The following is a 6270-nucleotide window of genomic DNA, read 5'->3' on the forward strand; positions in this document are numbered from 1 at the left end:
TATTGGTGTTGTGTGAGAACTCCAACAATACGGGCCTGTTCTCATAGGGATCAATAGGTTACGTCGAAACGGGAACAGACCCTAGCAGAAGTGATAGGTATCACCCCTGAATCATCTTCGGTCAGGACACCCCGCCGGTGGTCAGTCCCGTGACAACGACAGGTTTGGCACGCGGTTTTCTGAACACCAGCACATTCCCCGCCATCACCAACACCAGACCCAGCAAGGCGGCAAAGGTCCACTGGTAGCCTTCGATCCATGTCGAGATGTTCAGCGCCACAATCGGGAACAGCACGGTGCAGTAAGCCGCGCGTTCCGGGCCCATACGCCCGACCAGGGTCAGATAGGCGGTGAAGGCGATCACTGAGCCAGGTATCACCAGATAAAACAGCGAACCGACATAGCGGGTGTTCCACTCGAACGTGAACGGTGTGCCGCTGAGCAGGCAGTAGATGCCAAGAATGCTCGCGCCGTAGAACATGCCCCAGGCATTGGTGGTCAGTGGGCGCAGGCCGGCTTTCTGTTGCAGGCTCGACAGCATATTGCCTGCCGAGAAGCACAGCGTGCCGAGCAGGGCCAGGCCCAGCCCGATCAGGGTCTCGCGGCTGGCGCTGTCCCCGGACAGCTCGGGCCAGAACAGACACGCCAGCCCCAGCAAGCCCATCGCGCCACCGGCCATGACGTTACCGGCGATTTTCTGGCGAAAGAACACCCGCGCATTCAGCGCATTCCACAACGTCGAAGTCGAGAACACCACGGCGATCAGGCCGCTGGGTATCCATTGGCTGGCGGTGTAGAAGCACATGAAGTTGACGCAGAACAGGCACACGCCTTGTGCCAGACAGATCAACTGGCCGCGACGATTGACCGGTTGCAGACGTTTGCTCAGCAGCAAAAACGCGAACAGCACCAAGGCCGCCAATGCGAAGCGATACACGATGGAGACTGGAATGGCGACATCGCCGAGTTGAAGTTTCAGGGCGATCCAGGTCGTACCCCAGATCAGCACAGTCAGCAGATAAAGCGAAATGTTCATGGTGCAGGCTCCTCAATGAGCCATCAGTCTGCTGCGTCCGGCGCGCAAGCCGTTTGCATAATCTTGCGCTTTTGATTGAACAGGTAATGGCAGGGGCATCGGCTGCGGGTAGGATACGAAGCCTAGAGGAATCACTATGTCAGCCATCGACTCCATTCAGGTCTTTCAGGCCTTGAGCAGCTCGCCCCATGCCCGCCTTGAGCAAAGTGCGCCGCTGGGCGACGGGTTGATGGCCGCGCAGTGGAACAATCGGCACGACTCGCAGGAATATCACGCGCCGACTCATCACACGTTGTCGTGTTACATCGCCGACGGCACCGGTACGTTCCGGCGCGGCCAGCCTGATCAGAAAGGCTCACCGGGCAAGCTCTGTGTGCTGCCCGCAGGCCACGAGTCGGCCTGGGTGGTGAATGGCGAGATCCGCCTGGCGCATTTGTATTTCAGCCAGGAACACTTCGCGCTGGGCTGCGTGACGCTGCTGGATCGCGAGCCTCGCGAAATGCAGCTGCGCGAACACACATTTCTCGACGACGAGGCTCAGGCCAGGCGATTCCAGCAGTTGATCAACATGAACTGGGCAGAGCCCGGCGAGCGCTTGCTGACCAGCAGCCTGGCGCACGAGATGGTCAGCCATGCGATGCTCAGTCAGGTAGGGTTGCGCGAGGGGTTACGCCTGAAAGGCGGACTGGCGCCGCACTTGCGGCGTCATCTGGTGGACTTCATCGAAATGCACCTGGCCGACCCGCTGAGCCTTGGCCAACTGGCGGGGCTGTGCGCATTATCGGAATACCACTTCGCACGCATGTTCCGCGAAAGTTTCGGCCTGCCGCCGCATCAATACCTGTTGGCACGACGCATCGACCAAGCCCGCCGATTGCTGCGCCAGACAGCCACACCGCTGGGCGAGATCGCCCTGGCCTGCGGCTTTGCCAGCGCGAGCCATTTCAGCAACCGGTTTCGCCAGGCCGTGGGCGCCACACCGGGCGAATATCGTCTGGCACTAGGCCAATAATTGGCTCATGGCGACAAACGGGCTGAGCAACGCGCCGCATCCCGCCAGTGCAAGCACCCAGCGCGGCCGAAATGGCAGCAGTGCAACCAGCAACACTGCACTGCTCATCAAGACGGCAAACCAGTGCACAACCCCCATCATCCAGCCATCGGCATCGACCGCCGCCAATGAGGACAGCAGCAATGCGCTCCAGCCGATCAGTTTGAACGCCCGGCGGCGACGCCCGGTCAGCGAGCCTTTGAGCAGTTCATTGTAATGGCGCGCCATCGACAGGCACAGGCAGGTGAACCCCACATAACACAGCAAGGCCGCCAACAGCATCAGTGAGTCTCCTGAGGGATAGGCTGCACGGCAACGCGGGCTGTTTCAGCGACAGGTACAGCCTTGAACTTCAGCGCCGCCCAACCAAGAAATACGCCAGTGATCAGCGCCGTCAGATCAAAGGCGGCGTGCACCCAACGGCCTGCCAACAGCGAATCGAGCAGGTAGCGGCCGCTGGTCAGCAGATCGAGCAGCGGCAGCCCGGCAAACAGCAGCGCGCCCAGCGTCAGCTGTTCTCGCCATGCATTACGCCCTTTGCGCATAAGTGCATGCACGACTGACAAGGCCCAGAGTGTGAAAAACACGCTGATTTCCCAGTCGGCACGCCCGGAGAAGCCCGAGGGCAGCAAACGGTTGGCCCAGAAGAAGCCCGCCACGGCGATCATCAGCCCGGACATGCTGGCGATATTCAGTACTTCCACCAGACGCAACTCTAGTGGCAGTACACCGGTTTTTGCGTGTTTGAGCTGACGCTTGCCCAGCCACATCACCAGCCCGGTGCCGATCATTGCGGTCCCGGCAACGCCAAATATGAAATACAGCCAGCGCAACAACGGCTCGGCAAAATGGCCCACATGCAGGCCGTACATCCCGCTCGCGATCAATAAAGCAGTCGGGCGCTGCGGCACCTCGTTCTGCAACTCGCCGCTGACGCCACTGAAAGTCAGCGCACCGCCACGGTCCGGCACGATGCTGCCTTTGTCGTCACGCGTGAGCAGCACGACCGCTGTGCTGTCCCCCGGATTATTGACGATCACCCGGCGCACCTGACCGCTGTCCCATTTCGCGTTCGCCGCGTTGACCAACGGCGCGAGTGCTACCAGCGGCGCAGGTTGGCCCGCGGGCTTGACCGTTTCCGGGGACGGAAAGGCTTCGCGATAGAACGCCTGAACGGTGTCGTACTGGCTCAGGATGCTCGCGGGCATGACCATCGACATGAAAATCACCAGGCTGCTGTAGGTGATCATCAGGTGAAACGGCAGCACTAGAATGCCCAGTGCGTTATGCCCGTCCAGCCATGAACGCTGGCCCTTGCGCGGGCGGAAGGTGAAGAATTCCTTGAAGACTTTCTTGTGAATGATGATCCCGCTGATGAGCGCGACAAACATCACCATCGCGGCACTGGTCGCCAGCCAGCGGCCCCAAGGATGTGGCATCTGCAGCTGGTAATGAAATCGATAAAAGAAGTCGCCGCCACGGGTTTCACGCGCTTGCACTTCGCTGCCGGTTTGCGGATCAAGCAGCTTGCGCACGAAGTTGTTGCGCTGCCCGGCCTTGCCCTCCGGCAACCAGCCAACCGTCAGGCCCGGCGTGCGTTCGTCAGGCAGGCTGATGAACCAGCGCGTCGCCCCGGCGGCATGATTTTGCAGGTAATCCTGAGCCCGCTGCACGCTGGCACCGGCATCAAGGGCGCGCAGCGGGATCTCCGGCTGCATCCACTGGGTGATCTCATCCTTGAAGTAGGAAAGCGTGCCCGTCAGAAAAATCGCGAACAGCAGCCAGCCAAACAGCAACCCGACCCAGGTATGCAACCAGGCCATTGCCTGCCGGAAACCGTCCTTCACAGCAGCCACCGAACGCCAGCGTACGCGACCCCGAGCAATGCACACGGCGTGAGCACTCCAACCCAGGCCTGTAGCGCCGTGCGGCAGGCAAAACACCACAGCACCGCGACCAGATACACAAGGAACGACAGCATCATGCCCGTCACCACCGCTTCGGCGCGCGGAACCGGCAACCACTGTGCGATGCAGATACTGACCACAGACGCCAGCAGGTAACCGCCAAGGATCGCCGCCAGCGAACGCGAGGTGACGGCCAGCCGATAAGCGACCGTAAGCCTTTTGCCTGTGGTTTTCGGCGCTCGCTTTTCTGGCACAGCCCTGCCTGCGGTGGTGACGTCCATCAGAAAATATTCACTGGGTGATTAAAAACAAAGAGGCCGGATCACAACGCCATGGCAAACGTCGTGATAAATCCCTGCAGGACCAGCCGCTCGTCCCTGTCAGGACGAATAAAGCGCAATATTAATGATAAATATTCTCATACGCAAAAGAGTCTGCCAGAATCCACGCCATCAATGAGTCCCTGTGGATTGTTCTCCGTGATGCACATCGCCCACTCCGCTCCCAATCACACTGTCGAAGGCCTGTATCGGGCGCATCATGTCTGGCTGACGACCTGGTTGCGGCGCAGGCTCGGCTGCCCTCAAAGCGCAGCGGACCTGGCGCAGGACACTTTCGTCAAAGTGCTCGGCGCGCGCGATACCGCGCAGATCATCGAGCCTCGCGCCTTTCTGACGACCATCGCCAAACGCGTATTGTGCAATCACTACCGGCGTCAGGACCTGGAACGTGCCTACTATCAGGCACTGGCAGAACTGCCCGAGTGTGCAGCGCCCTCGGAAGAAGAGCGGGCGATCATTATTGAAACACTGGTGGAGCTGGATCAGTTGCTGGACGGCCTGCCAACGCTGGTCAAACGTGCGTTTCTGATGTCGCAGGTCGATGGCCTGAGCCACGGCCAGATCGCCGCCGAGCTGGATATTTCCATCGCGACGGTCAAACGCCACCTGAACAAGGCCGCGCTGCGCTGCTACTTCGCCTTATGAACCTGAGCAACGATTCCCTGAACAAATCCGACATCTCGCCTGCCGTGGCGCAGCAAGCGGTCGGCTGGCTGCTGGAAATGCAGGAGGGTGCGCTGGATGCCCGACGCCAGCACGCGTGGCAGTCATGGCTTAATGGCAACAGCGAACATCAGCGGGCCTGGGCGCATATGCAGCGGGTCAATCAACGCCTGAGTGGCCTGTCCTCGCCGCTGGCCCATGCGGCGCTCGGCGCACCGAAATCCGCTGGGCGTCGGCATGCCTTGAAACTGCTGTTGCTGCTGGGTGCGGGCTCGATGGCGGGCTGGAGCCTGCGCGAGCAGATTGCCCTGCAACCGTTGCTGGCTGACTACAACAGCGGCGTGGGCGAACAACGCAAAGTGGCGTTGAGCGATGGCAGCCAGGTGCAGTTGAATACCGCCAGTGCCGTGGATGTGCGTTTCGATGCGCAACAGCGTTTGATCAAGCTGCTACAGGGCGAAATGCTAATGACCGCTTCGGCGGATCAGCGTCCGTTGAACCTGTTGAGCGCCGAGGGAGCTGTCAGGGCGTCGACAGGCAGCAGCCGTTTCAACCTGCGCCAACTGGACGGGCGCACGCAACTGGCTGTGTTTGCCGGCGCCATCGAAGTCGCACCGGCGAACAAAAGCGGACCTGGCTTGATGCTGCGCGCCAGCCAGCAGGTCACGTTCAGCCGTGATGCCTGGGACAGCGTGCGCACGGTGGATGCGAGCAGCGGCGCGTGGGCCGACGGCATGCTGGTGGCGCCGCGCATGAAGCTGTCTGACTTTCTGGCAGAGCTGGGGCGTTATCGACGCGGCCGTCTGAACTGCGACGCGAACGTGGCCAACTTGCTGATTTCCGGCAGTTACCCGCTGGCCGACAGCGAGCGCATCCTCGACATGCTCCAGCTCGCCCTCCCCGTGCGCGTGCAGCGCTTCACCCGCTATTGGGTGAACGTGCAGGCACGGGTTTGACAGAAATTGCTCGTTTCCACGCTCGCTGAGGAGCTCATAGTTATACATAAGTCTGTTTTTGATTCTGGCCGAAGGCCGTGGGAGCGACCGGGGCGGCGATCCGCATTGTTCGCGAAGGGGCCGGTACATTCCGCGAATATGTACGATATCGTTCCCACGCTGCGCGGTAATGCATTTCGTGACGCTCTGCGTCACACAGCGGTTTTGTGATGTCAGTGATGCTCGGTTAAGGCTCAAGGCACCTTTTCGCCCCTCGGCGACTGACTTTGAAGGATCAAAGTAACCAAAATCCTGGCTCCGTTTCCGGCCCGACTTC

At 60.6% G+C, this 6270-nt stretch carries 7 protein-coding genes; 3 read left to right on the plus strand and 4 right to left on the minus strand.

Going from position 1 to position 6270, the window contains the following annotated elements; genetic code table 11:
* Positions 1-121: 121 nt before the first annotated feature.
* Positions 122-1036: a DMT family transporter gene (locus tag DW49_RS0117875; RefSeq protein WP_005615353.1), complete on the minus strand. Its 915-nt coding sequence runs from the start codon at positions 1034-1036 to the stop codon at positions 122-124.
* Positions 1037-1172: 136 nt separating this feature from the next.
* Here DW49_RS0117875 and DW49_RS0117880 point away from each other — a divergent pair, with 136 nt between their 5' ends.
* The gene (locus DW49_RS0117880) at positions 1173-2048 is read left to right on the plus strand and encodes a helix-turn-helix domain-containing protein (RefSeq protein ID WP_005615351.1); all 876 of its coding nucleotides are present in this window, start codon (positions 1173-1175) and stop codon (positions 2046-2048) included.
* Here DW49_RS0117880 and DW49_RS0117885 read toward each other — a convergent pair.
* From DW49_RS0117885 to DW49_RS0117895, 3 genes are read right to left on the minus strand one after another with little or no spacing between them, the layout of a single operon-like run.
* A complete protein-coding gene (locus DW49_RS0117885) occupies positions 2037-2369 on the minus strand; it encodes a DUF3325 domain-containing protein (RefSeq protein WP_005615349.1) in 333 nt (110 codons plus the stop codon). The two genes, DW49_RS0117880 and DW49_RS0117885, sit on opposite strands and share 12 nt — an antisense overlap.
* Complete coding sequence (locus DW49_RS0117890) at positions 2369-3910, minus strand: PepSY-associated TM helix domain-containing protein (RefSeq protein ID WP_024420314.1); 1542 nt, start codon at positions 3908-3910, stop codon at positions 2369-2371. Before DW49_RS0117890 ends, DW49_RS0117885 begins: the two co-directional genes overlap by 1 nt.
* A 20-nt stretch (positions 3911-3930) precedes the next feature.
* Positions 3931-4275 carry a DUF3649 domain-containing protein gene (locus tag DW49_RS0117895; RefSeq protein WP_003376082.1) on the minus strand — a complete coding sequence of 115 codons (345 nt, stop codon included), beginning with the start codon at positions 4273-4275 and terminating at the stop codon, positions 3931-3933.
* A 201-nt stretch (positions 4276-4476) separates the two neighbouring features.
* Between DW49_RS0117895 and DW49_RS0117900 the strand changes: the two genes are divergently transcribed.
* Positions 4477-4980 (plus strand): sigma-70 family RNA polymerase sigma factor, encoded by a 504-nt coding sequence (locus tag DW49_RS0117900; RefSeq protein ID WP_005615347.1) that lies wholly within the window; start codon positions 4477-4479, stop codon positions 4978-4980.
* On the plus strand, positions 4977-5954 hold the full coding sequence (locus DW49_RS0117905; RefSeq protein ID WP_005615346.1) for a FecR domain-containing protein: 978 nt from the start codon (positions 4977-4979) through the stop codon (positions 5952-5954). The genes DW49_RS0117900 and DW49_RS0117905 overlap by 4 nt, the downstream gene beginning before the upstream one ends.
* Positions 5955-6270 lie beyond the last annotated feature (316 nt).

This window comes from Pseudomonas avellanae BPIC 631 (assembly GCF_000444135.1).
Classification (GTDB): Bacteria; Pseudomonadota; Gammaproteobacteria; order Pseudomonadales; family Pseudomonadaceae; genus Aquipseudomonas; species Aquipseudomonas avellanae.